Source organism: Bradyrhizobium sp. LVM 105 (genome assembly GCF_003957705.1).
GTDB classification, from domain to species: Bacteria; Pseudomonadota; Alphaproteobacteria; order Rhizobiales; family Xanthobacteraceae; genus Bradyrhizobium; species Bradyrhizobium frederickii.
Genome location: NZ_QZMV01000017.1, coordinates 63,127 through 85,411, shown reverse-complemented (window position 1 = coordinate 85,411; position 22,285 = coordinate 63,127). Strand labels below are relative to the sequence as shown.

Below are 22,285 nucleotides of genomic sequence, written 5' to 3'. Positions count from 1 at the left end.
GATGCAGTTTGGGACAGGCCGGACATGGACAGGCTTCTTGCCAATGAGACCGTCAACGCCGCGCAGGCGGGCGAGGGGCCGCCGCTCTTTCTTTTCCATTCGCTGCTATCGGATCGGGCCAGCTTCGATGCGATCGTGCCGGAGCTTGCGGGATCGTTTCAGACCATCGTGCCGGAGTTGCCCGGGTTCGGCCGTTCGCGCCCGGTCGCGGGCGGGCTTGCTGCTGTCGCGGACCGGATGGCAGAGGCTGTGCGGGATGCCGCGGGCGGCGCGCCGTCGATCGTGCTCGGCAATGGCTATGGCGGCTTCGTCGCCCTGCAGATGGCGATCCGTCATCCGGGAATTGCCAGCCAGCTCATTTTGGCTGATTGCGGCGCGGTTTTCTCCGAGCCGGGCCGCGAGGCGTTCCGCAACATGGCGAAGATATCGCGAGAGAAGGGGCTGGAGGCAATCAGTGACGTCGCGATGCGGCGCCTGTTCGCACCCGACTTTCAGGCCCAGCACTTCGACCTGATGCGCGGGCGTCGGGAAGCCTTTCTGCGGACAGACCCCGATGTGTTTCGCGCCGCGTGCGATGCGCTGGCAAGCCTTGATCTTCGTGCCGAGCTCGCCGGCGTGAGCGTGCCGGTGCTCGTCATGGTCGGCGAACAGGACGAGGCGACGCCGCCGCCGATGTCGCATGAGCTGGCCGCGGGATTGCCGCGCGCCGAACTCAAGATCATTCCAGGATGCGCGCACGTGCCACAGCTGCAAGCGCCGCAACTGTTTCTTGGCGCTCTCAAGGGCTTCTTGCCTTGATCGCCGTTCGGGCGTGCGTCTGAACTCGATGCCTTACTGGCGGTTATTGCCGTCGGGGCGAGGGTAAATCCAAAGTCGGCGATCGCGCAATTCGGCGCCTGTTTTGCCCGACGTGTCAAGCGTGCCTGCTGACAGGGCTCGCACCAGGCGGCGCGAAATTCTTCAATGATTTTTACTGTGCATGGGGTTGTTTTCGCGATTTTTGTTTTGAGCGCCCCGCTTGCAGCGAAGACCTGAGCGTCGTCCGCCGGAAACCGTATCGATGCGGAACGTTCTAAGGGTTTCTACATACAGTTCTGGCACTTTGGCGCGTCAACACCTGCACCCTGCATCGGTGCGCGCACGAAAAGACCGGGCCGCGGGCATCGAAGGGGCGTAAGCCATGACTGCACTTACCTCAGACGGGACTGGTGGGTTGCGCCGAAGGCGGCGATCAGTCGCCGGATCGCAGGCTACGTACTTCTTGCCGCGCTCTATGCCGCTTCGATGGGGCTGTACGCGCTGCTGCTCGCGTGGCATTGGGGGCGGTGAGACCGCCCGTGCTGGCCGTTGAGGCGCCGTCGCGGAGAAGGGCGGTCGCTGGACATCGACGACCATGTTTGCCCTGACATTCCTCGGCACCTCGGCAAGCGTTCCCTCCGCGGAACGTAATCATCCGGCTCTCCTCGTGGAGGCCGCGGGCAAGCGTGTCCTGGTCGATTGCGGCGAGGGCACGCAGCGCCAGCTCTTGAGGAGCGGCTCGGGCTTTCGGCGGCTCGACCGCGTGCTGCTAACGCATGCTCATCTCGATCATGTGCTCGGCATCCCCGGTCTGTTTTCAACATTGGGGCTGCGGCAGAGCGCCGAGGTGATGAGCATTCACGGCGGGCCGGGCACGCTCGACATCGTCATCCGAATGCTCGCCGGCCTGTGGGGTGCGGGCAGGGCGCCGATCGCGGTCGAGTTCGCAGCGCTGTCCGAAGGACAGGTCATCGACGCCGGCGATTTCGCCATCGCCTGCTTTCCGGTTCGTCATCGCGATACCGACAGTTTTGGATTCGCCTTCCAAAGCCCCTCACGCCGCCACCTTCAGCCGGATCGGCTCGCGGCGTTGGGCGTTCCCGACGGTCCCTTGCGCGGCGAGTTGGCCGCAGGTCGAGCGGTCGTGATCGAGGGCGATCGCATGGTCGATCCGGAAGATGTTCTGGGGCCGCCGAGCGGCGGCAAGAAGCTCGTGGTGATCGGCGACACCGAAACCACCGAGGGATTGCCGCAACACGTCGCCGGCGCCGACCTGCTGGTGATCGAGGCGACCTTCCTCGAGCGCGACGCCGCAACCGCGCGGGATTACGGCCATCTGACCGCGGCGGAAGCGGCCGCTCTCGCTGCCGCCGGCAACGTCCGCCAACTCGTGCTGACCCATCTGTCCGGACGATACGAGGACGACGAGATCCTGGCCGAGGCGGCGCGGATCTTTCCGAACACCCGGATCGCCGCCGATTTCGATCACATCGTGGTCTAGGCGCGCGCTCAGCTCGTCAATCCCGACTTGATCGCGAGATCCTGCACTTGAGCCGTCACCTGCATCAGCCTCGGCAGCGCCTGGTCGCGGAAGGCGGCCATCTCCATGCGCATCGCATCGACGGTGACGCTCAATCCTCCGATGACCAGTCCCTGCGCGTCGAAGATCGGCGTTGCCAGCGTGCGCAAGCCATAGGCATTCTCGCCGTCGGACACGGCGTGGCCCTTCTTCTTCACCTGGTCGAGCCGGGAGAGCAGGGCATCGAGATCGGTCAGCGTCCGCTCCGACAGTTTGACGCGTGGGCGCGCTTCCAGCCGCGCGATCTGCTCGTCCCGCGACAGATGCGCCAGCATGACGTGGCCGAGCGCGGCGCTGTATGCGGGAATGCGCGTGCCGGGGCGGCGGTCCATCTTGTGGCGGTCAAGGCCCGCGCCGACCCGCGCGAGATAGACGACGTCGCCGCCGTCGAGGATGCCGAGCGAGGCCGCATCGCCAACATCAGGCACGAGGTCGCGCAGCAGCGGCTCGGCCATCGGCCGCAACGATCCGCGTGACAGCACGGTGTAACCGAGGTCGAGACAGGCAATCCCGAGGCGGAACCGTCGGCTCTGCGGAACGGCCTGGAGATAGCCGAGCTCGACCAGGGTCTGGATCAGGCGAAACGTGGTCCCGCGATCGAGACCTGCAGTTGCGGCAATCTCGCTCAGGGTCAGCTCGAAATGCTCGCTGCTGAAGCTCCGGAGCACGGCAAAGGCCTTCCCGACGGAAGCAACATGGTTCTTTGGATTTTTCGGGAGCGATTCCGATTTGCGCTTGGTGGCCTTCTTATCGGCCTTGGCCATGCTCGAATACCTTGCCAATGGCAGCCATCGCCCTTGACGTGGCGGCCGGCTGATTTTACGACAGGTCAAGGTAATAACAAATGTTCGCATTCCGAACAATGCTGATTTGACGATCGGAGGAAGCTTGTCGACATCATCGCTGCACCCTCATGGCGTGTTTTCCGCCGCGCTGACGCCGCTCGATGCCGAGCTCGCCCCCGATCACGCGCGCTTCGTCGCGCATTGCCGCTATCTTCTGGATGAAGGCTGCGACGGCATCGCGCTGCTGGGCACGACAGGGGAGGCGAACTCCTTCTCCGTCGCCGAACGCACGGCTCTGCTCGAGGCGGTGGTGGCCGCCGGCATCGCTCCGCAACGTCTTCTGCCGGGCACCGGTGTTGCCGCACTCAGCGAGACCATCGCCCTGACGCGGCACGCGCTCTCGGTCGGCGTCGATACCGTCGTGATGCTGCCGCCGTTCTACTACAAGGGCGTCAGCGACGACGGCATCTACGCCTCCTACAGCGAAATCGTTCAGCGCATCGGCGATGCCAGGCTCAAGGTCGTGCTCTATCACATCCCGCAGATGTCGGCGCAGCCGATCTCGCATGCGCTGATCGAGCGGCTGCGTGCGGCCTATCCGGCGACGTTCATGGGGATCAAGGATTCCTCGGGCGACTTCGCCAACATGACCGCCATGGTCGAACGCTTCCCGGGCTTTTCGGTCCTGGTCGGAGCCGATCCCTTGCTGCTGCCGCTGCTGCGCAAGGGCGGCGCGGGCTGCATCACAGCGACCTCCAATCTGGTCGCGCGCGACCTGGCCTATGTCTACAAGCATTTTCGCGACAGCGACGACGACGCGGCGCTCCAGGCGGCGCAGGCGCGCATCGTGAAAGCGCGCGAGCTGGTCTCGCGCTTCCCGCAGATGGCGTCGCTGAAGACGCTGGTGGCCGAGCGCACCGGCCATGCCGGATGGCAGCGCCTGCGGCCGCCGCTGGAATCCTTGCCGTCGGCCCAGGCGAAGGAGCTGCTGGCGACGGCCGCTGCATTCGCAGCCGCCGCTTAAGGCCAGGCCCGAGAGGCGAGGCGATCCGATGTCCGACTCTTTGCAGGATGTGGTGGCCGGGCTTGCTGCGATCGTCGGCGACAAGCACGTCATCGCGCCCGGGTCCGACCAGGAGCCCTACGTGGTGGACTGGCGCGGGCGCTATCACGGCCGCGCCGCCGCGGTGGTGAAGCCCGGCTCGACCGCAGAGGTCGCCGCGGCCGTCAAGTTTTGCGCGGCACGGCAGCTTGCGATCGTGCCGCAAGGCGGCAACACCGGCATGTGCGGCGCCGCGACGCCGGACGATCGTCCGGGCAATGTCGTGATCCGGCTCGACCGGATGCGGGCGGTGCGCAACGTCAGTCCGCTCGCCAACACGATCACGGTGGAGGCCGGCTGCATCCTGTCCGAGGTGCAGAATGCGGCCCGTGCCGTCGACCGGTATTTCCCCTTGAGCCTGGGCGCCGAAGGCTCCTGCCAGATCGGCGGCAACATCTCGACCAATGCCGGCGGCACGGCCGTGCTCCGCTACGGTCCGACACGCGATCTCGTGCTCGGGCTGGAGGTCGTGCTGCCCGACGGACGCGTCTTCGACGGCCTGCGTGCATTGCGCAAGGACAACACCGGCTACGCGCTCAAGCAGCTTTTCATCGGGGCAGAGGGGACGCTCGGCATCGTCACCGCAACCGTGCTGAAGCTGTTCGCGCCGCCGCGCAGCTCGGCGCTGGCGCTGCTGAAATTGCAGGGCGTGGAGCAGGCGCTCGAAATCATGCAGCTTCTGCGCGGCACGGTCGGCGACCGGCTCGGCAGCCTCGAAATCATGTCGCGGTCGCAGATCGAGGCGATCGCAGCGACGGTGCCGCATGTCACGATCCCGTTCGAGCTGACGACGCCGTGGTATCTGATCGTCGAGCTGACCGACACGCTTCCCGGCGTCGACCTCGACGAGCCGCTCGCCACGGTGCTGGCGGAGGCGATGGAGGCGAAGCTCGCCGAAGACGTGATCCTCGCGTCCAATCTCGCGCAGGCCAAGGCGATCTGGGCGGTCAGGCACAGCGTCTCCGAAGGCAACAAGCGCAGCGGCTACGTCGTGTCGCATGACAGCGTGGTGCCGCTGGAGCGGCAGGCGGCCTTCGTCGCCAACGTCGAGGCCCGGATCAAGGCCGCCGTTCCCCATGCGAACGTGGTGATGCACGGCCATATCGGCGACGGCAACATCCACGTCGTTGCACTGATCGATCGCGCCCGTTGCCAGGACCCGGCCGCGACGGCCGCTCTGGTCGCCGAGATCAACGAGATCGTCGACGACGAGACCGCGGCGCAGGGCGGGGCGATCAGTGCCGAGCACGGCATCGGCATCACCAATCGCGGCCGGCTCGCCCGCGTCACCGACCCGCTCGACATCGACCTGATGCGCGATATCAAGCGGCTGTTCGATCCGAATGGCCTGATGAATCCGGGCAAGATCTTCGGCGCGGGAGCGGCATGACCATGACGAGCATCCGCCTGCTGGCCGACGATCTCACCGGTGCGCTCGACACCGCGGCGGAGTTCGTCGGGCTGGGCGGACCGTTCGACGTCGTCTGGTCGGCAGCGTTTGCGCCGCGGGACTCCGGCAGCCTTGCCATCGATAGCGGCACCCGTGAGCGCTCGAAGGCCGAGAGCGTCGAGATCGTCGAGCGGCTGGTGCCATACCTTCAGGGCGGGACGATCGCCTACAAGAAAGTCGACAGCCTCCTGCGGGGCGCTTGGGCGGCCGAGCTGGGCGCCTGCCTGCGCAATGGGTATTGGGCCTCCTGCGTGGTCGCGCCCGCGTTCGACTATCAGGGGCGCTGCACCGTCGGCGGCCAGCAATTCGCCCGCACCGTGCATGGCGATTGGCATAAGGTCGGCGACAATCTGCTGGATCAATTGAGGCAAGACGGCATCGAGGCACGACAGGGCACGCCCGACACGCTCTCGCAAGGCGGCGTTCAGGTGTTCGATGCCGAGAGCGATCTCGACCTCGATCGCGTCGTCGAGATGGCGCGGCGCATGCCGGGGCCCGTGCTGTGGTGTGGTAGCGGCGGCCTCGCCGGTGCGCTTGCCCGGAGCCATCGTGCCGATGCACCGAGCCAATTGAAGCTGCCGGTGCTGGGCTTGTTCGGCTCCGACCAGGCGGCCACCGCATCGCAGCTCGCGGCATGCGGCGAAGCCACCATCGCGCTGACCGAGGGCGCGGGCGGTGCCGGCGTTCGACGCAAGCTGGCTGACGAGGGCGTGGCGCTGGTCAAATTCTCTCTCGCCGACGGGCTGTCGCGCGTCGAGGCGGCGCGGCGAATCGTGCGCGAGATGACCGGGCTGATCGCGTCCCTCGAACCGCCGGGCACGCTGATCGTGGCCGGTGGAGAAACCCTGAAGGCCGCCTGCGTCGCCCTCGGCGCGCATGCGCTGCAGGTGACAGGACGTATCGTGCCGGGGTTGCCGCGCTCGATCCTGCAGGGCGGCCGCTGGGCCGGTGTCGATGTCATCTCGAAATCAGGCGCATTCGGCCCGAGCGCGCTGTGGCGCGACCTGCTGCGGGACAATCATCTGCTCAGAATGGAGAGTCCGACATGACCTCTCGTCATCTTGCCGTCACCATGGGCGATCCGGCGGGGATCGGGCCGGAGATCATCGTCAAGGCCTGTGTGGGGCTGAGGGACAGGATCGCGAGCGGAGATCTGCGCCTGCTGGTCATCGGCAGCGGCGCGGCGCTCGATGGCGCCAAGGCCGCGCTCGGCACCGACATCGCGATCCCCCAGGTCTCCGCGGAGGACCGCGACTGGCCCAACCTCTGCTACCTGCAAGCCGACGCCGAGGGCGACCCGATCCAGCCCGGCGTGCTCAGCGCCGATGGCGGCCGCTTCGCCTACAAGGCGATCGAGCAGGGCGTGCGCCTGACGCAGGCGGGGCGGACCGCGGCGATCGTCACCGCGCCGCTCAACAAGGAAGCGCTCAACAAGGCCGGCTATCATTTCCCCGGCCATACCGAGATGCTGGCGCATCTCACCGGCGTGCGCGGCTCGGTGATGCTGCTCGCCCATGGCAACATGCGTGTCAGCCACGTCTCGACCCACGTGGCGCTGGAGGATGTGCCGAAGCGTCTGACGCCGGAGCGGCTGCGCATGGTGATCGAACTCACCAACGATGCCTTGCTGCGGCTCGGCATCGCCAAGCCGAAGATCGCCATCGCCGCGCTCAATCCGCATGCCGGCGAGGGCGGCCTGTTCGGCCGGCAGGATATCGACGTGTCCGCGCCGACGATCGCCAAGGCAGTTGCGGATGGTCTCGACGTCGTCGGCCCCGTGCCCGGGGACACCATCTTCGTCAAGCTGCGCGCCGGCCAGTACGATGCAGCGGTCGCGATGTATCACGACCAGGGGCACATTCCGGTCAAGCTACTCGGCTTCCAGGTCGATCCCGCGACCGGCCGCTGGCAGGAGCTCTCCGGCGTCAACATCACGCTGGGCCTGCCGATCATCCGCACCTCCGTCGATCACGGCACCGCCTTCGACATCGCCGGCAAGGGCATCGCCAACGAGCACAGCCTGATCGAGGCCATCGACTATGCCGAACGGCTGGCCGCCGGCGCCTCCGCATCCAAATCATGAGATCGAACGCACGATGACCAACGCCTTCACGCCCATTGAAATCCAGCGTCCCACCATCCTCGAGTTCGGCAACGGCACGATCGTCGGCGCGGCGCGCTTTGCCGAGCGGATCGGCGCCCAGCGGCCGCTGGTGATCTCCGACCCGTTCAACGCGAGTCGCGTCGACATGCTGGCGCTGCCAGGCGCCGTCAATGTGTTCGGCGAGGTCAAGCCCGAGCCGGACCTGCCCAATCTCGAGAAGGCGGTGGCGATGGCAAAGGACGTCAAGCCCGATCTCGTGGTCGGCTTCGGCGGCGGCAGCGCGATGGACCTCGCCAAGCTGGTTGCGGTGATGTGCAGGGGTGACGTGCCCTTTGCCGACATCGTCGGGCCGGAAAAGGTGGCCGGCCGCAGCGTCGCGCTGATGCAGATCCCGACGACGTCCGGCACCGGCAGCGAGGCCGGCACCCGCGCGCTCGTCACCGATCCCGTCAGCCAGAACAAGCAGGCGGTGCAGAGCCGCTTCATGCTGGCCGACATCGCCATCGTCGATCCGGACCTGACGATGACCGTGCCGAAGGAGGTCACCGCGGCGACCGGGGTCGACGCGCTGGCGCATTGCGTCGAGGCCTTTACCAGCCGCAAGGCGCATCCGGCGATCGATCTCTACGCGCTCGAAGGCGCCCGCTTGGTCGGACGTTATCTCAAGCGCGCGGTGGCCGACGGCGACGACCGCGAGGCGCGTGCCGGCCTGGCGCTGGCCTCGCTCTACGGCGGCTATTGCCTGGGACCGGTCAATACGACAGCCGGCCATGCGGTGGCCTATCCGCTCGGCACGCGTCACCATGTGGCGCATGGATTGGCCTGCGCAATGATCTTCCCGCACACGCTGGCCTTCAACATGCCCGCCGTGGAGGCGAAGACGGTCGCGGTGCTGGGTGCGCTCGGCTTGCCGGAGCGCACCGATCCGCAGATCGCATTCGACGCCACCTACGCCTTCTGCAAGGATCTCGGCATCGAGATGCGGCTCTCCGCGCTCGGCGTGCCCAGGAACGATCTCGGCGTGATGGCCGACGAGGCGCATGCCATTCGCCGCCTGCTCGACAACAATCCGCGCGACCTCGGTCGGGATGCGATCCTGAACATGTACGAGGCCGCGTTCTAGCCCATCTGCCGCTCGCGGCAGTCAATCAACAACACAGTGATGCAGAGGAAACTTCGATGAGATCGATGTGGTTTGGTCTTGTGTCGGCAATGGTGCTGGCGATGTCGCCGGCGAAGGCGCAGGAGGCTTATCCGTCCAAGCAGGTGACGGTGATCGTTCCCTTCGCCGCCGGCGGCACGGCGGACATCTTCGCGCGCATGGTCTCCAACCATTTGCAGGCGAAGTTCGGCAAGCCTTTCGTGGTCGAGAATGTCGGCGGTGCCGGCTCGATCCTCGGGGTGACGCGGCTGGCGAAATCGGCGCCGGACGGCATCACGCTCGGCGTTGCCAGCACGTCCGCGCTTGCGATCAACCCGTCGCTCTACGGACCCAAGCTCAGCTACCAGCCGGACAGGGATCTGGTGCCGGTCGCGCAGATCAGCGTCGTGCCCAACGTGCTCGTCGTCAATCCCAACAAGATCAAGGCGCGCACCGTGCCGGAGCTGATCGCCTATCTGAAGGCAAATCCGGACAAGATCTCGTTCGGCTCGGCCGGTGTCGGCACCTCGCAGCATCTGGCCGGCGAGCTGTTCCAGCAGATGACCGGCACCAAGATGGTGCACGTGCCCTACAAGGGCTCGAGCCAGATGCTGACGGACCTGCTGAGCGGACAGATCGACCTCGCCTTCGACAACGTGCCGCTGCTGCTGCCGCAGGTGAAGACGGGCCAGCTCGCGCTGCTCGCGACCGCAACGCCCAAGCGCGCCGACTTCGACCCGCAGGCGCCGGCCGTTGCCGAATTCCTGCCCGGCTTCGAGGCGGTGGCCTGGCACGGCTTCTTCGCTCCTGCCGGGACGCCGAAGCCGATCGTCGAGAAGCTCTCCGCCGAGATCCGCGCCTTCATGCAGCAGCCGGAGACGGTGCAGAAATTGTCCGAGCTCGGCGCCACCGCGGTCGCCGTGGATTCCGAGCCGTTTGCGGCCTACATCGCCGCCGAGACGGCGCGCTGGAAGAAGGTGATCGAGGCCGCGAACATCAAGCTGGAGTAGGCGTGATCCATCCACCGCAGCGCTTGCCAGTCCGGGGACGAGCGGGTAGAACCCTGCCACGCCTGAGCCGTGATTTGCGCCAAACGCGCTGCCGGCGACAGTCGAGCAAGTCAGCAAGTAATTGAATTTGTTCGACTATTCCGTTGGGGAATGGTGTAACGGTAGCACAACAGACTCTGACTCTGTTTGTCTTGGTTCGAATCCAGGTTCCCCAGCCAGTTCCGGGCACTTTTCCCCAGCGTCCAACTCTTTGCAGGCCGTCGGCAGGGACGTTCGGGCCATGACCGCGCTGCCGCTCGCGACGGTTTGCCTCATCCTGAAATCGCATCTCGACGTCGGATCGCGGCGCGCTCCATCGTCCTTGGGCCATACAACCCAAGGAGATCCGTGATGCCCTATGTCGATGGTTTCGTTCTGGCCGTGCCCAAGGACAAGATCGATGCCTACAAGACGCTGGCGACCACCGCCTGTGCGCTCTGGATGGAGCACGGCGCGCTCGATTATGTCGAATGCATCGGCGACGACGTTCCCTATGGCGAGCTGACCTCGTTTCCGCGCGCAGTGATGGCGAAGGAGGACGAGGTGGTGGTGTTCTCCTGGATCGTCTACCGCGACCGGGAGACCCGCGATGCCGTCAACAAGAAGGTGATGGCAGACCCGCGCCTGAAGATGGAGGGCATGCCGTTTGACGGCAAGCGCATGATCTACGGCGGCTTCACCACGCTGCTGCGGGCGAGCGACGTGATCGGCTGACGAGAGGCGTGCTACTTGATCTTGTCGTAGGCGGCCGCGAAATCGCCGAGCGGCATCGGAATCGCGATCGTCTCCTTGGCCATGTTCTGGAAGGAGACCTTCAACTGCTTGCCCGACCTCAAAGCGGCGAGCAGGTCCGCCGCGATCGGGGTCGAGGCGTAGCAGCCGCGGTTCTCGCAGGTCTGGATCTGGAGGTCGAACGTCTTGCCTTCGTCGACCTGGAGCTTGGCGCCGACGGGAAGGTTGAGGCCGAGCGGCAATTGCAACAGCGCGATCGGCGTGCGGGTGTCGGGCGCGATGCGGATGTTGATCAGGACGACGGTCTGGCCGGTCTTGGTCAGCACCGCGTTCTGCTCCATCGCGCATTCGAGCGGGGCCTCGCGGCTGGCGCTGGTGCAACGGACGATCCAGCCGGGCTGCCCGGGAGCACCGTCGGCCTGTGTTTGCGTCGGCGCGGGCGAGGGCTGCGCGGCCGGGGCAGGCGCTGCGTTCTTCTTCGCGCTCTGCTGGGCGTGCGCGGCGGCCAAGGGCAACAGGGCAGCGGCGGCGAGGGCGGCAAGTCTGGATTGCATGGGCATGACGAGACCATTTTGGCGTTAATCGAGGGTCTCGCTGTAGCGTCGCGGCGGCCGCGGCGCAAGCTTACTCGGCGGCTTCCTTGACAGTGCCGGGCGCGGGCGCCTCGTCGCCTTCGTCGTCACCCGAACGGCCCCAGGTGGAGAACCAGTTGTTGAGCTTGTCGAGATAGAGATAGACCACGGGCGTGGTGAACAGCGTCAGCGCTTGGCTGACGATCAGGCCGCCGACCATGGCGTAGCCGAGCGGCTGGCGGATCTCGGCGCCGGTGCCGTGGCCGAGCATCAGGGGCACGCCGCCGAGCAGAGCGGCCATCGTCGTCATCATGATGGGGCGGAAGCGCAGCAGCGCGGCCTGGCGGATCGATTCCTCCGGCGTCTTGTGCTCGTCGCGTTCGGCGGCGATCGCAAAATCGACCATCATGATGCCGTTCTTCTTCACGATGCCGATCAGCAGGATGATGCCGATCAACGCGATCAGGCTGAAGTCGAAGCCGGCCGCCATCAGGATCGCGAGCGCGCCGACACCGGCCGAGGGCAGCGTCGACAGAATCGTGATCGGATGGATGTAGCTCTCGTAGAGGATGCCGAGGATCAGGTAGACCACGACGAGCGCGGCGAGGATCAGCAGCGGCACGGTGCCGAGCGACTGCTGGAACGCCTGCGCGGTGCCCTGGAAGCTGGAATTGAGCGTCGGCGGCGCGCCGAGATCGGCCATCGCCTTCTGCACCGCCTCGGTCGCCTGGCCGAGCGCGACGCCTTGCGCGAGGTTGAAGCTGATGGTGATTGACGGGAATTGGCCCTGATGGCTGATCGAGAGCGGGCGGACCGGATCGGTGGTCCAGGTCGCGAACGTCGACAGCGGCACCTGGTCGCCGGTCAGCGGCGATTTGAGATAAAGCTTGTTGAGGCTGTCGAGATTGCCCTGCATCTCCGGCAGGATCTCCAGGATCACCTTGTAGGTGTTGAGCTGGGTGAAATATTGCGTGACCTGCCGCTGTCCGAAGGCGTCATACAGCGTGTCGTCGATCAGCTGCGGCTGGATGCCGTAGCGTGAGGCGGTATCGCGGTTGATCTTGAGCTGGACGGTGGTGCCCTGCGTCTGCTGATCGGTCGCGACGTCACGCAGCTCCGGCAGCGTCTGCATCTTGGCGAGGATCTTGGGCGCCCATTCGTTGAGCTCGTCCAGATTGGCGTCCTGCAGCGTGAATTCGAACTGCGTGCGCGTCGGCCGGCCGCCGAGCCGCACGTCCTGGGCCGCCTGCATATAGAGGCGGGCGCCCTCGACCTTGTCGAACTGGGGACGCAGTCGCGCGATGATCTGCTGGGCCGAGGCCTCGCGCTGGTCGCGAGGCTTCAGCGTGATGAAGATGTTGCCGTTGTTGCCGGCGCGGCCGCTGCCGCCGATCGACATGGCGACGCTGGCGACGTCCGGATCGGCCAGGATGATCTTGCCGAGCTGTTCCTGGCGCCGGGTCATCTCCTTGAACGAGATGTCCTGCGAGGCTTCCGAGGTGGCGGTGATCAGGCCGACGTCCTGCTGCGGGAAGAAGCCCTTCGGGATCAGGACGAACAGGTAGATCGACAGGCCGAGCGTGACGAAGAAGATCGCAAGCGTGGTGCGCCGCCAGGCCAGGGCGTGATCCAGAACGGATTCGTAGCCGCGCAGCATCGCGTCGAAGGCGCGCTCGCTCCACTGATAGAAGCGGCCGTGCTGCACCTCGCCATGGGCACGCAGGAAGCGCGAGGCCATCATCGGCGTCAGGGTCAGCGACACGAACATCGAGACGAAGATGGTCATCGCCAGCACGACGGCGAATTCGCGGAACAGGCGCCCGATGATGCCGCCCATCAACAGCAGCGGGATCAGCACCGCCACCAGCGAGATGCTGATCGACACGATGGTGAAGCCGATTTCCTTCGCGCCCCGGAAGGCCGCCGCCATCGGCTGTTCGCCTTCCTCGATGTAGCGCGTGATATTCTCGAGCATCACGATGGCATCGTCGACGACGAATCCGACCGCGATGGTGAGCGCCATCAGCGACAGATTGTCGAGCGAATAGCCGGCGACCCACATCAGGGCGCAGGCGCCGAGCAGCGCCAGCGGAACCGTGACGGCGGGAATGACGGTGGCCCAGAAGCTGCGCAGGAAGATGAAGATCACCATGACCACGAGGGCGATGGTCAGCAGCAGCGTGAACTGGACGTCCTCGACCGCCGCGCGGATGGTCGTGGTACGGTCGCTGATGAGCTCGATCTTGATCGCGGGCGGGATCGCCGCCACGAGGCGAGGCAGGGTCGCCTTGATCCTGTCGACGGTCTCGATGACGTTGGCGCCGGGCTGCTTGAAGATCACCAGGAACACGCCGCGCTTGCCGTTCGCCCAGGCCGCCTGCTTGGCGTCTTCGGCGGCGCTGACCGCCTGGCCGATGTCGCGGATGCGCAACGGGCCGCCGTTGCGATAGGCGATGATGACGTCGTTCCAGTCCTTCGCCTGCGTGAGCTGGTCGTTGGCGTAGATCGTGTAGGCGCGCTTCTCGCCGTCGATATTGCCCTTGGGACTGTCGACCGTGGTGATCGCGATCTGGCTGCGGACGTCCTCCAGCGACAGGCCCTTGGCGACCAGCTTGGCCGGATCGACCTGGATGCGGATGGAGGGCTTCTGCTGGCCGCCGATGAAGACCTGCGCCACGCCCGACAGCTGACTGATCTGCTGGGCGAGCTGGGCATCGACCGCGTCGCTGACGCTGGTCAGAGGCAGTGTCTCCGACGTCGCCGACAATAGCAGGATCGGCGCGTCGGCCGGGTTGACCTTGCGGTAGGTCGGCGGCGAGGGCAGGTTCTTCGGCAACTGGCCGCTGGCGGCATTGATGGCGCCCTGCACGTCGTTGGCGGCGCCGTCGATGCTGCGGTTGAGGTCGAACTGGATGGTGATCGAGGCGGTGCCGAGATAGCTCGTCGAGGTCATCTGGGCGATGCCGGGGATCTGGGCGAACTGGCGCTCCAGCGGCTGGGCCACGGACGAGGCCATCGTCTCGGGGCTGCCGCCCGGCAAATTGGCGGTGATCTGGATGGTCGGGAAGTCGACCTGCGGCAGCGGTGCGACCGGAAGCAGGGGATAGGCGACGAGACCGACAAAGAGGATGCCGGCCATCAGCAGCGAGGTGCCGATGGGATAACGGATGAAAGGTGCCGAAATCCCGCCCTCGGTCATTCCTGTCGTACCTTGTTCTGGGCCGGGTTCGAGCTCGCCACCGCCGTCGAGACGAGGCTTCCGGGCTGCACCTTGAACTGGCCGCCGGTGATCACCTGCTGGCCGGGGCTCAAGCCTTCTTCGATGACCGAACGTCCATCGATGGCATAACTGACCTTGACCTTATGCAGCTCGGCCTTGTTGTCCTGACTGACGGTGTAGGCATAGAGGCCGTTGGTGGAGTGCTGGACCGCGTCATCCGGAACCACGGTCGCGTCCTTCAGCGTCCGCACCAGAAGCCGCGTCGAGACCGATTGGCCCGGCCACAGCGCGTGGTCCTTGTTTTCGAACACGGCCTTGAGCCGGATCGTCCCGCTGCTCGTATCGACCTGGTTGTTGATGACCGCAAGCTTGCCCTCGGCCAACGTCTTCTTGCCGTCGGTGGTGAAGGCAATCACCTTGAGCGCGCCACTCTTCTGGCCCTCGCTGATATAGGGAAGCTGGTCTTCCGGCGCGGTGAAGATCACGGAGATCGGCTCGACCTGCGAGATCGTGACGATGCCGGTCTGCGTCGAGGCGTTGACGATGTTGCCGACGTCGACCTGGCGCAGGCCGGCGACGCCGGTGATCGGCGCCTTGACCTGGGTGTAGTCGAGCTGGGTCTGGGCGTTGGCGATCGCGGCTTCGTCGGCGGCGATCTGCGCGGTGAGCTGGGCCACGGTCGAGCGCTGGCTGTCGACCCGCTGCGCGGTCGCGAATTCGCCGAGCTTCGTGGCGCGCTGAAGTTCGAGATTGGCGTTGGCGAGGCTCGCCTCGTCCTGCGCCTTCTTGGCCTTGGCCTGGTCGAGCGCGGCCTGGTAGGGACGGGGATCGATCGAGACCAGAAGCTCGCCCTGCTGGACGATCTGGCCTTCCCTGAAGGTGAGCTTGTCGATCTGACCATCCACCCGGCTGCGGACCTGGACGGTGTTGAAACCCTGAACCGTGCCGAGACCGGTCAGGTAGACGGGAAAGTCGATCTTCTGGACCGGCGCAACGCTTACGGGGACGGCGGGCGGGCGGGGTGGACCCTTCTGCGCGGTCTGGGTTCTTCCGGCCCCGGCTCCGAACTTCTGCCAACCATAGTAACCCGCGGAGGCCACGGCCGCGATGATCAGAAGCCAGAGGATCGGCCGGGACTTTTTCATGTCGTCTCGTGTCGGCTCGTATGCCCTCAGCTAAGAATGGATAGGGCAATCGCAGGGTTCCAACGCGGTGTATAATACACGCCAAGTTCCAGTGTAAACAGCACTATCCGTTGATAATCCTAAACAATTGGAAAGCTTTGCACCGTGTGGGCAGTGCTCTGGCGCGCCGCTGTGCAGTGCTGCATTTTCGCGGGCGCCGTTTCGTTGTCGGCAATTTCGGCATCGTCCATATCGGCGCCGCCAATGACGCGCAGCATGGACGAATTGAACGCAAGCTGATCGCGTGTCAGATTCTGATCAGCGCGATCCCTTGCGCTTCCTCACCGACTGAACGGCGTCGACATCGCGGGGCATGGACGGCACCGATCGCGCGCGTCGTCGCGCAGAAAACCGTCGACGAATTGTTTCCGCTGATGAAGCCTCCAAGCAGCGATTGATGCCGTGAGGGAGGCTGCGATTGCGCGGCGGGCGGCGCTGTTTTTTACGACGAGTCCGATCGCAGTTTAGAACGGTTTCAAACTGTGGTTTAGAATTGTTTTGATCTGGATTGATTCAAGGGGTCTTGCAAGGCGCTCGCATTGACCCGCAATTTTGCGGCCGATACCAACACTCATCGTTCGTCGAAGTGAATGAGCGAACAAGATGGGGCGTTTGGCAATGGAGCAGGTGCTCGCACCGAGGTCGTTGCGTTCGGTCGCAGCATTCGATCCGGTGGATGAGAAATTCGCGGGCGTTTCCGGCAAGAAGGCTTCGGCGGTTGCAGGCATGATCGCGCTGGCATCGGTGTCGCGCGGCGCGCAAGCGCAGCAATCCAACCAGACCAAGCGCGCCGGCGGCTTGTTCCAGGACGCCAACGTCGCCGGCCGCGACGACGTGACCGACGATCGCCGGGGCAGATTCATCTCGACCAAGTTCACCCCGGCCAACGACATCGAGATCACGAAACGCGGGTTGCGTCTTTCTTCTGGCTTCAGAGCATGATACGGGACGATCAAGCCCGGAGCATGATCTTTGACCTCGACACCGCGATACAGGCGCTGGTGGAACGGCTCGGGCGTGACGATCCCGAAACGGTCAAATTGACGGGTATCTATCACAACCTCATTCGCTACTGGGCTGAAGTATGAAGACCATGACCTTCCAAGCAAGCCTTGCCGCAGCCGTCATGCTGGCGGCCGCCTGGCTCGCGACCCCTGTTTCCGCCCAGACACAGACCCCGCCCTCGGCGGCGACGCAGCAGGCGGCCCAGCCGCCCGTGGCCAGCCCGGCCCCGGCGGCGGCACCTTCGGCAACCGCACCTGCGGCTTCGACCGCGACCGCTCCGGCGCCCGCAAAGCCCGAGGCGGCATCCGGTATCGCGCCGGCCATGAAGGAATTGTCGCCCTGGGTCATGTTCATGTCGGCCGACGTCATCGTGAAGGCGGTGATGGTCGGGCTCGCCTTCGCATCGCTGATGACCTGGACCGTCTTCATCGCCAAGTCGATCGAGCTGTCGGTCGCCTCCACCAGGCTTCGCTCGGCCCTGAAGAAGATCGCGGAGACGCGCTCCCTTGCCGAAGCGCAGATGGCGGTCGGCGCCAAGGAGGGCATCCTGTCGTCCTTCCTGGCGGCCGCCCTGCGCGAAGCGCGGATGTCGGCCGGCCTGTCCAGCGATGCCGGCATCAAGGAGCGCGCGGCCTCCAGCTTTTCCGAGATCGTGCGCGCCGAGGCGCGGCGTATCCGGATCGGCATGGGCGTGCTTGCGACCATCGGCTCCACGTCGCCCTTCGTCGGACTGTTCGGCACGGTCTGGGGCATCATGAACAGCTTCATCGGCATCTCGAAGTCGCAGACCACGAACCTCGCCGTCGTCGCGCCCGGCATCGCCGAGGCGCTGCTCGCCACCGCGATCGGCCTCGTCGCGGCGATCCCCGCCGTCATCATCTACAACCACTTCTCGCGCGTGACGAAGGGCTATCTCGAGCTCGTCAACCGCGCCTCGGGGGCGGCAGGACGGCTGCTCTCGCGCGATCTCGATCGCAGCCACGGCAGCGTGCATTCGCGCGCAGCGGAGTGAACCATGGCCGTTTCGCTCGCAGACAACGATGACGACGACGACTTCTCGGAAACGCATGACATCAACGTCACGCCGTTCATCGACGTCATCCTGGTGCTGCTGATCATCTTCATGGTCGCAGCCCCGCTCTCCACGGTCGATCTGCCGATCGATCTGCCGACGTCGAGCGCGACGCCGCAGAAGAAGCCGGACAAGCCGACCTATCTCAGCATCAAGCCCGATCTGACGCTTGCGATCGGAGAGAACCCGGTGCACCGGGCCGAGTTGATCGGGACGCTCGACGGCCTGTCCGACATGAGCAAGGACAAGTACGTGTTCCTGCGTGCCGACAAATCGGTACCGTATGGGGAGCTGATGGGGGTCATGGAGCTGTTGCGCTCAGGCGGCTATACGCGGGTGAAGCTGGTGGCGCTGGAAGGCGCTCCGGGCGCGCCTGCGGCCGGCGCGGCGCAGCCTTAAGAAGACACGCTATGTCGGACGAACTCAGACCATCCCGAAAGCTCTGGATCCTGGCGGCGGTGGCGGCGCTCGCGCTTCATCTGGGGGGCGCTGCGCTCGCGCTGGCTCATTTGCGCGCCGACGACGATGGCGACGGCCTGGGTGCGAACGGTGCCGAGTTCGCCGTGGAGATGGCATCGCCGAAGGCGCCCGAAACCGATCTGCCGCCCGGGCCGGACAGCGAAGCGATGCAGGAGCAGCAGGCGCTGCCCGAGCAAAAGGCCGAGACCAAGGAGACGGAGCTTCCAAGGGATCAGTCGCAGGAGGTCGAGGATCCCGACCGCGTCGTGACCGAGAACAACGCGAAGAAGCCGACGGAAGACGATCCGAAGATTCAGGCGGTCGAAACGCCGGCCGCCGAAGCCTCGCCCAAATCGGTTGCGACGGCACGGCAGACGCTCGAGGAGGATGCGCGCGAGGCCGAGAAGGCGCTGGCGCCCGTCATCGGCATCGGCAAGGACATCCTGAAGCTGACGGCCGACTGGAACCGCAAGATCAGCGCGCATCTGTCGCTGCATAAGATCAATCCGGAGGGCAAACAGCCCAACAATCAGAAGGTCAAGGTGAGCTTCGCGATCAACCGGAAGGGCAACGTGCTGTCGGTGGATGTCGTGGAATCGTCCGGGGACGCCGCCTACGATGCGGCCGCGGTCTCGATCGTCCGCAAGTCCGATCCGATCCCGCAACCGCCTGCCGGCCTGACCGAGGACCGGTTCGAACGCACCGTCGACATCATCTTCACGCCGCCGGAGGCGAAAAAGAAGAAGACCGCTCAGCGCCAATAGAGCCGGATCCCGACATAGACCACGACCAGGCACGCGAAGATCAGGGCTACCGGGAGCGGTCGTTTCTGGGGTCCAGCGAATGCTGCCGCCCCGACGGAGGCGGACTTCTTCGGCGCCGGTGCGGGGCGGCGGAAGGCGGTAACATTGTCCGCTGCCGGTTTAGCCGCGCGAGGGCGGACGTCGGGCGCAGTTCCAGCGCCGCCCATCTCGGCATAATAGGCTTTGTAGATCGCGCCGATGGTGGCCTCGGTGGCCTCGTCCTCGCTCATCTGCGCCAGCAGGTTCTGGTAGCTCGCCAGGAATTCTTGGGCCTCCGGGGGCAATGCGGACGCCCCGTTGAGCTTGGCCATCATCTTCCAGGTGGCGAAATCGGCGCGGGCGCGGGTGTCGGCGCGTCGCGCGATCAGCATATCGGCAGCTTTGACCAAGTCGGCCTCTGGCCCTTCGGCCTGTGTTCGGTGTCGCACTTCAACTACGCATTGCCGGTCAGGAAGAGAACAGCCTGAATCACATAACCGGTCAACGTCCGCAGTATTGCTGAAATAACATCAAGATTTAGACCGAACTGGGAACCTGCAAGGGGCAGCAAAATCAACAGCCCGATCAGGATCAGCATACCGAACGGCTCGAGACGGGCGAGGGGCAAGGCGAGCGGGCGGGGCAACAGCCCGACCGCGACGCGCCCGCCATCCAGCGGCGGGATCGGCATCATGTTGAAGACCGCCAGGATCGCGTTGATGATCAGAGCGTTCTTGAGGTTGTCGGCCACCCATTTCGCCGCGCTCGCCGGCACCAGAGGCAGGGCATGAAAAGCCAAGGCGGCGGCAAGCGCCAGCAGGATGTTGGTGGCAGGTCCCGCCAGCGCCACCCAGACCATGTCGAGCCTGGGGTTGTTCAGCTTGCGGAAGTTGACCGGCACCGGCTTGGCATAGCCGAACAGGAACGGCGAATGTGCGAACAGCAGCATCGCCGGCAGGATCACGGTTCCGAACGGATCGATATGCCGGAGCGGGTTGAAGCTGACGCGGCCGAGCTGCGAGGCCGTGTTGTCCCCGAGCCGGTCCGCGACAAAGGCGTGTGCAGCCTCATGAAAGGTGATGGCGAGCACCAGCGGCAGCACCCAGACGGAAAGGTCATAAAGGGAAATGTTCACGGCTCGTTGATCCCGGTTAGCCTGCGGCCTTGCAGATGACCCGGCCGAACCGGCGGTGCAGCAGCGCTTCAGCGCAACATAGGGTGGCCGATTCAGAAATGCCACGCCGCTGATGATCGGCGGCCCGAGGTCGCCACGCCGTCCGTGCGGACTTACGCAGGTATCGTCCCCGGATATTGCACTAGACCGTCATCGAGCTTCAGCCAGCCGGGCTTTTCCGACATCCAGATGTGCTCGGTCGGCGCGAAGGCGTTGCGATCGTCGAAGACGGAGAGGGACACGCCCGCGAGCGTGCCGTTGCGTCGCCAGGCGAACAGGCGGGTACCGCAGCGCTTGCAGAACACACGGTCGATGTTCTCCGAGGACGCGTAGCGCTCCGTATCGCCTTCGACGGACAGCGCGCGCTGATCGAACTGCGCGCGGGCGAAGAAGGGCGATCCCATTGCCTTCTGACAGGTGCGGCAATGGCAGACGCGAACGTTGAGCGGCTCGCCCTCCGCCTTGAACCGCACCGCGCCGCACAGGCAACCGCCTTCCCGGATCATGATATCCTCAATAGGTTGCGCGCCCGCCCGAAATGTCGAACACCGCCCCGGTTGAGAAAGCGCAGTCCTCCGAGGCCAGCCAGCTCACCATCGCAGCCAGCTCTTCCACCAGCACGAAGCGCCCCTTCGGGATCTTCGACAGCATGAAGTCGATATGCTGCTGCGTCATCTGGTCGAAGATCGCGGTCTTTGCCGCCGCCGGGGTCACCGCGTTGACGAGAATGTCGTGCGCCGCGAGCTCCTTGCCGAGCGACTTCGTCAGCGCGATCAGACCGGCCTTGGACGCCGAATAATGCGCCGCGTTCGGATTGCCTTCCTTGCCGGCGATGGAGGCGATGTTGACGATGCGCCCGTATTTCTGCTTGAGCATCGCGGGCACGATCGCCTTGCAGACGATGAAGGGGCCGTCGAGGTTGATGCGCAGAACCTTGCGCCATTCCTCGAGGTCGGTCTCCCAGACCGGCCTGTTGATTCCGGCGATGCCGGCATTGTTGACGAGGATGTCGATCTTGCCGAAGGCCTTGAGCGTCGCATCGCGGGCCTGCTCGACGGCCGCGGTGTCGGTGACGTCGACCTTGAACACGCGGGCGTTGTCGCCGATCTCCTTTGCGGTCTTCTCAGCCAGCGCCGCATCGAAATCCCAGATCGCGACCTTGGCGCCGGAGGCGACGAAACGCTCGGTGATGGCGCGGCCAAAGCCCTGCGCGCCACCGGTGACGACGGCAACGCGCCCGTTGAGATCGATCTTGTTCATGCCGCAGGCCTCTGGCGTCAGAGCATGTAGCCGCCGTCGACGACGAGGTCGACGCCGGTGGTGAAGGCGCTCTCGTCGCTGCCGAGATAGACCGCCATGGACGCGATCTCCTCGGCGGTGCCGAGCCGGCCCATCTTCTGGCGGGAGATGAACATCTCCTTGCCCTGCGGTCCCTGCGCGGCGGCGCGGTCGAGCATCGAGGGCGTTTCGACGGTGCCGGGGCAGATCGAATTGCAGCGGATACCCTTGGTGATGAAGTCGAGCGCCACCGCACGCGACAGCAGCGACACCGCGGCCTTCGACGAGCTGTAGACGTAACGGTTCGCCGGCGGCCGCAGCGCCGCGCAGGACGAGATGTTGACGATGCTGCCGCCGCCGCCCGCGATCATGTCGGGCAGGAACGCCTTGATGGTCCGGTGCATCGACTTGACGTTGAGGTCGAACGAGAAATCGAAATCCTCTTCCGAGCACTCCAGGATGGTGCCGTGGTGCACGAAGCCCGCCGCGTTGAGCAGGATGTCGATCTTGCCGACACGCTTGGCAAAGGCATTGACGTCGGCGGTGTTGCGGACGTCGAGCTTTGCGACCTCGGCGATGCCTTCCTTGGTCAGGCCAGCGATGCCGGCCTCGTTGATGTCGGTGGCGATGACGGTGGCGCCTTCACGCGCGAATGCGACGGCGCAGGCGCGGCCGATGCCGGCGGCTGCAGCCGTGACGACGGCGCGTTTGCCCTTGAGGCGGTCTGCCATGTTGTTCACTCCTTTTTAATTGTCATCGATCCGCCGTCATTGCGAGGAGCACTTGCGACGAAGCAATC

At 65.4% G+C, this 22,285-nt stretch carries 23 protein-coding genes, 1 tRNA gene and 1 pseudogene; 16 read left to right on the top strand and 9 right to left on the bottom strand.

The genetic code is table 11. From position 1 onward, the window contains the following. The first annotated feature begins 24 nt into the window (after positions 1–24). Entirely contained in the window at positions 25–798 is a 774-nt protein-coding gene (locus D6B98_RS32885; protein ID WP_126261170.1) for an alpha/beta fold hydrolase, read from the top strand. 595 nt (positions 799–1,393) lie between these two features. After that, positions 1,394–2,299, top strand: coding sequence for a ribonuclease Z (rnz, locus tag D6B98_RS32875; protein WP_126261169.1), 906 nt, complete (start codon positions 1,394–1,396; stop codon positions 2,297–2,299). Positions 2,300–2,307: 8 nt separating this feature from the next. Here rnz and D6B98_RS32870 read toward each other — a convergent pair whose 3' ends face one another. After that, the gene (locus D6B98_RS32870; protein ID WP_126261168.1) at positions 2,308–3,141 is read right to left on the bottom strand and encodes an IclR family transcriptional regulator; all 834 of its coding nucleotides are present in this window, start codon (positions 3,139–3,141) and stop codon (positions 2,308–2,310) included. 124 nt (positions 3,142–3,265) lie between these two features. Here D6B98_RS32870 and D6B98_RS32865 point away from each other — a divergent pair, with 124 nt between their 5' ends. The 8 genes from D6B98_RS32865 to D6B98_RS32830 all read left to right on the top strand — a co-directional run bounded on the left by D6B98_RS32865 (position 3,266) and on the right by D6B98_RS32830 (position 10,722). Beyond that, positions 3,266–4,186: a dihydrodipicolinate synthase family protein gene (locus D6B98_RS32865; protein ID WP_164719028.1), complete on the top strand. Its 921-nt coding sequence runs from the start codon at positions 3,266–3,268 to the stop codon at positions 4,184–4,186. Between the two features lie 28 nt (positions 4,187–4,214). Then, positions 4,215–5,654 carry an FAD-binding oxidoreductase gene (locus tag D6B98_RS32860; RefSeq protein ID WP_126261167.1) on the top strand — a complete coding sequence of 480 codons (1,440 nt, stop codon included), beginning with the start codon at positions 4,215–4,217 and terminating at the stop codon, positions 5,652–5,654. Positions 5,655–5,656: 2 nt separating this feature from the next. Beyond that, entirely contained in the window at positions 5,657–6,763 is a 1,107-nt protein-coding gene (locus D6B98_RS32855; RefSeq protein ID WP_126261238.1) for a four-carbon acid sugar kinase family protein, read from the top strand. Continuing rightward, positions 6,760–7,797: a 4-hydroxythreonine-4-phosphate dehydrogenase PdxA gene (pdxA, locus tag D6B98_RS32850; RefSeq protein ID WP_126261166.1), complete on the top strand. Its 1,038-nt coding sequence runs from the start codon at positions 6,760–6,762 to the stop codon at positions 7,795–7,797. Before D6B98_RS32855 ends, pdxA begins: the two co-directional genes overlap by 4 nt. Positions 7,798–7,810: 13 nt before the next feature. Then, complete coding sequence (locus D6B98_RS32845; protein WP_245481509.1) at positions 7,811–8,941, top strand: iron-containing alcohol dehydrogenase; 1,131 nt, start codon at positions 7,811–7,813, stop codon at positions 8,939–8,941. Positions 8,942–8,997: 56 nt separating this feature from the next. Further along, on the top strand, positions 8,998–9,969 hold the full coding sequence (locus D6B98_RS32840) for a Bug family tripartite tricarboxylate transporter substrate binding protein (protein WP_126261164.1): 972 nt from the start codon (positions 8,998–9,000) through the stop codon (positions 9,967–9,969). 144 nt (positions 9,970–10,113) lie between these two features. Then, a tRNA-Gln gene (locus D6B98_RS32835) sits at positions 10,114–10,187 on the top strand. Between the two features lie 172 nt (positions 10,188–10,359). Next, the gene (locus D6B98_RS32830; RefSeq protein ID WP_164719027.1) at positions 10,360–10,722 is read left to right on the top strand and encodes a DUF1428 domain-containing protein; all 363 of its coding nucleotides are present in this window, start codon (positions 10,360–10,362) and stop codon (positions 10,720–10,722) included. An 11-nt stretch (positions 10,723–10,733) separates the two neighbouring features. Here D6B98_RS32830 and D6B98_RS32825 read toward each other — a convergent pair whose 3' ends face one another. The 3 genes from D6B98_RS32825 to D6B98_RS32815 all read right to left on the bottom strand — a co-directional run bounded on the left by D6B98_RS32825 (position 10,734) and on the right by D6B98_RS32815 (position 15,677). Continuing rightward, positions 10,734–11,300 (bottom strand): invasion associated locus B family protein, encoded by a 567-nt coding sequence (locus tag D6B98_RS32825; RefSeq protein ID WP_164719026.1) that lies wholly within the window; start codon positions 11,298–11,300, stop codon positions 10,734–10,736. A 64-nt stretch (positions 11,301–11,364) separates the two neighbouring features. Then, positions 11,365–14,511, bottom strand: a complete 3,147-nt coding sequence (locus D6B98_RS32820; RefSeq protein ID WP_126261162.1) for a multidrug efflux RND transporter permease subunit — start codon at positions 14,509–14,511, stop codon at positions 11,365–11,367. Further along, entirely contained in the window at positions 14,508–15,677 is a 1,170-nt protein-coding gene (locus D6B98_RS32815) for an efflux RND transporter periplasmic adaptor subunit (protein ID WP_164719025.1), read from the bottom strand. The genes D6B98_RS32820 and D6B98_RS32815 overlap by 4 nt, the downstream gene beginning before the upstream one ends. A gap of 176 nt (positions 15,678–15,853) precedes the next feature. Here D6B98_RS32815 and D6B98_RS40220 point away from each other — a divergent pair, with 176 nt between their 5' ends. The 6 genes and pseudogenes from D6B98_RS40220 (at position 15,854) to D6B98_RS32790 (ending at position 19,016) form a co-directional block, all read left to right on the top strand. Further along, entirely contained in the window at positions 15,854–16,114 is a 261-nt protein-coding gene (locus D6B98_RS40220; protein ID WP_164719021.1) for a hypothetical protein, read from the top strand. Positions 16,115–16,334: 220 nt separating this feature from the next. Then, positions 16,335–16,658, top strand: a complete 324-nt coding sequence (locus D6B98_RS32810; protein ID WP_126261160.1) for a hypothetical protein — start codon at positions 16,335–16,337, stop codon at positions 16,656–16,658. Then, positions 16,625–16,804, top strand: a pseudogene (locus tag D6B98_RS32805) (PKHD-type hydroxylase); the annotation flags it as partial. The gene D6B98_RS32810 and the pseudogene D6B98_RS32805, both read left to right, overlap by 34 nt. After that, the gene (gene exbB / locus D6B98_RS32800; protein ID WP_126261159.1) at positions 16,801–17,733 is read left to right on the top strand and encodes a tonB-system energizer ExbB; all 933 of its coding nucleotides are present in this window, start codon (positions 16,801–16,803) and stop codon (positions 17,731–17,733) included. The pseudogene D6B98_RS32805 and the gene exbB, both read left to right, overlap by 4 nt. 3 nt (positions 17,734–17,736) lie before the next feature. Beyond that, the gene (gene exbD / locus D6B98_RS32795) at positions 17,737–18,192 is read left to right on the top strand and encodes a TonB system transport protein ExbD (RefSeq protein WP_100231845.1); all 456 of its coding nucleotides are present in this window, start codon (positions 17,737–17,739) and stop codon (positions 18,190–18,192) included. A gap of 11 nt (positions 18,193–18,203) precedes the next feature. Then, positions 18,204–19,016 carry an energy transducer TonB family protein gene (locus tag D6B98_RS32790; RefSeq protein WP_126261158.1) on the top strand — a complete coding sequence of 271 codons (813 nt, stop codon included), beginning with the start codon at positions 18,204–18,206 and terminating at the stop codon, positions 19,014–19,016. Here the strand turns inward: D6B98_RS32790 and D6B98_RS32785 are convergent. The 5 genes from D6B98_RS32785 to D6B98_RS32765 form a co-directional block, all read right to left on the bottom strand. Further along, positions 19,004–19,426, bottom strand: a complete 423-nt coding sequence (locus tag D6B98_RS32785) for a hypothetical protein (protein ID WP_126261236.1) — start codon at positions 19,424–19,426, stop codon at positions 19,004–19,006. The two genes, D6B98_RS32790 and D6B98_RS32785, sit on opposite strands and share 13 nt — an antisense overlap. A gap of 62 nt (positions 19,427–19,488) precedes the next feature. Beyond that, on the bottom strand, positions 19,489–20,169 hold the full coding sequence (locus D6B98_RS32780) for a site-2 protease family protein (RefSeq protein ID WP_126261235.1): 681 nt from the start codon (positions 20,167–20,169) through the stop codon (positions 19,489–19,491). A 152-nt stretch (positions 20,170–20,321) separates the two neighbouring features. Beyond that, the gene (locus tag D6B98_RS32775) at positions 20,322–20,714 is read right to left on the bottom strand and encodes a GFA family protein (protein WP_126261157.1); all 393 of its coding nucleotides are present in this window, start codon (positions 20,712–20,714) and stop codon (positions 20,322–20,324) included. Between the two features lie 7 nt (positions 20,715–20,721). Further along, the gene (locus D6B98_RS32770; protein ID WP_126261156.1) at positions 20,722–21,468 is read right to left on the bottom strand and encodes an SDR family NAD(P)-dependent oxidoreductase; all 747 of its coding nucleotides are present in this window, start codon (positions 21,466–21,468) and stop codon (positions 20,722–20,724) included. Positions 21,469–21,485: 17 nt separating this feature from the next. Continuing rightward, on the bottom strand, positions 21,486–22,217 hold the full coding sequence (locus D6B98_RS32765; RefSeq protein WP_126261155.1) for an SDR family oxidoreductase: 732 nt from the start codon (positions 22,215–22,217) through the stop codon (positions 21,486–21,488). Positions 22,218–22,285 lie beyond the last annotated feature (68 nt).

Coding starts and splice junctions, on each gene's coding strand:
- D6B98_RS32885 (WP_126261170.1), top strand. CDS start 25: ATGGACAGGCTTCTTGCCAATGAGACCGTCAACGCCGCGCAGGCGGGC.
- rnz (WP_126261169.1), top strand. CDS start 1,394: ATGTTTGCCCTGACATTCCTCGGCACCTCGGCAAGCGTTCCCTCCGCG.
- D6B98_RS32870 (WP_126261168.1), bottom strand. CDS start 3,141: ATGGCCAAGGCCGATAAGAAGGCCACCAAGCGCAAATCGGAATCGCTC.
- D6B98_RS32860 (WP_126261167.1), top strand. CDS start 4,215: ATGTCCGACTCTTTGCAGGATGTGGTGGCCGGGCTTGCTGCGATCGTC.
- D6B98_RS32855 (WP_126261238.1), top strand. CDS start 5,657: ATGACGAGCATCCGCCTGCTGGCCGACGATCTCACCGGTGCGCTCGAC.
- pdxA (WP_126261166.1), top strand. CDS start 6,760: ATGACCTCTCGTCATCTTGCCGTCACCATGGGCGATCCGGCGGGGATC.
- D6B98_RS32845 (WP_245481509.1), top strand. CDS start 7,811: ATGACCAACGCCTTCACGCCCATTGAAATCCAGCGTCCCACCATCCTC.
- D6B98_RS32840 (WP_126261164.1), top strand. CDS start 8,998: ATGAGATCGATGTGGTTTGGTCTTGTGTCGGCAATGGTGCTGGCGATG.
- D6B98_RS32830 (WP_164719027.1), top strand. CDS start 10,360: ATGCCCTATGTCGATGGTTTCGTTCTGGCCGTGCCCAAGGACAAGATC.
- D6B98_RS32825 (WP_164719026.1), bottom strand. CDS start 11,300: ATGCCCATGCAATCCAGACTTGCCGCCCTCGCCGCCGCTGCCCTGTTG.
- D6B98_RS32820 (WP_126261162.1), bottom strand. CDS start 14,511: ATGACCGAGGGCGGGATTTCGGCACCTTTCATCCGTTATCCCATCGGC.
- D6B98_RS32815 (WP_164719025.1), bottom strand. CDS start 15,677: ATGAAAAAGTCCCGGCCGATCCTCTGGCTTCTGATCATCGCGGCCGTG.
- D6B98_RS32810 (WP_126261160.1), top strand. CDS start 16,335: ATGGAGCAGGTGCTCGCACCGAGGTCGTTGCGTTCGGTCGCAGCATTC.
- exbB (WP_126261159.1), top strand. CDS start 16,801: ATGAAGACCATGACCTTCCAAGCAAGCCTTGCCGCAGCCGTCATGCTG.
- exbD (WP_100231845.1), top strand. CDS start 17,737: ATGGCCGTTTCGCTCGCAGACAACGATGACGACGACGACTTCTCGGAA.
- D6B98_RS32790 (WP_126261158.1), top strand. CDS start 18,204: ATGTCGGACGAACTCAGACCATCCCGAAAGCTCTGGATCCTGGCGGCG.
- D6B98_RS32785 (WP_126261236.1), bottom strand. CDS start 19,426: ATGCTGATCGCGCGACGCGCCGACACCCGCGCCCGCGCCGATTTCGCC.
- D6B98_RS32775 (WP_126261157.1), bottom strand. CDS start 20,714: ATGATCCGGGAAGGCGGTTGCCTGTGCGGCGCGGTGCGGTTCAAGGCG.
- D6B98_RS32770 (WP_126261156.1), bottom strand. CDS start 21,468: ATGAACAAGATCGATCTCAACGGGCGCGTTGCCGTCGTCACCGGTGGC.
- D6B98_RS32765 (WP_126261155.1), bottom strand. CDS start 22,217: ATGGCAGACCGCCTCAAGGGCAAACGCGCCGTCGTCACGGCTGCAGCC.